The sequence below is a fragment of the Actinospica durhamensis genome (genome assembly GCF_018139695.1).
Classification (GTDB): domain Bacteria; phylum Actinomycetota; class Actinomycetes; order Streptomycetales; family Catenulisporaceae; genus Actinospica; species Actinospica durhamensis.
The window spans coordinates 1-395 of record NZ_JAGSOG010000866.1; the positions used below are offsets into that span (position 1 = coordinate 1).

A 395-nucleotide genomic window follows, 5' to 3' on the forward strand; every position below is an offset into this window, starting at 1 on the left:
TGCGGAAACCGTCCGGGACCGGGGTGAAGTGGGCGAACGTCTCCTAGTGGACCCCTGTCTTCGGCGCTCGCCAAGATGTGCCAGAGTTGCCACGTCCGCCCCGTGAGCACGTACCGTACGGCAACACGGGTCGGACCAGGTGGGGCAGCGGGAAGGGGCAGCCGGTTTTGAGCACGCACGCACCGCAGGCGGCGCGGGCCGTCACACTGCCCACGACCCTGGACGAGGCCGTGGCGGCGCTCGCGGCCGTGCCCGCCGCCGTGCCCGTCGCGGGCGGCACCGACCTGATGGCCGCCGTCAACTCCGGTCAGCTCAGGCCGGCCGCGCTGGTCGGCCTCGGCCGGATCAGCGAGATCCGCGGCTGGCAGTACCTGGACGGCCACGCGCTGCTCGGC

Annotated in this window: 1 protein-coding gene; it reads left to right on the plus strand. The window is 73.2% G+C overall.

Annotation, left to right across the window (positions count from 1 at the left end):
• Positions 1–167 precede the first annotated feature (167 nt).
• The coding region (locus KDL01_RS42610) for an FAD binding domain-containing protein (protein ID WP_212534368.1) at positions 168–395 on the plus strand (228 nt) is incomplete at its 3' end.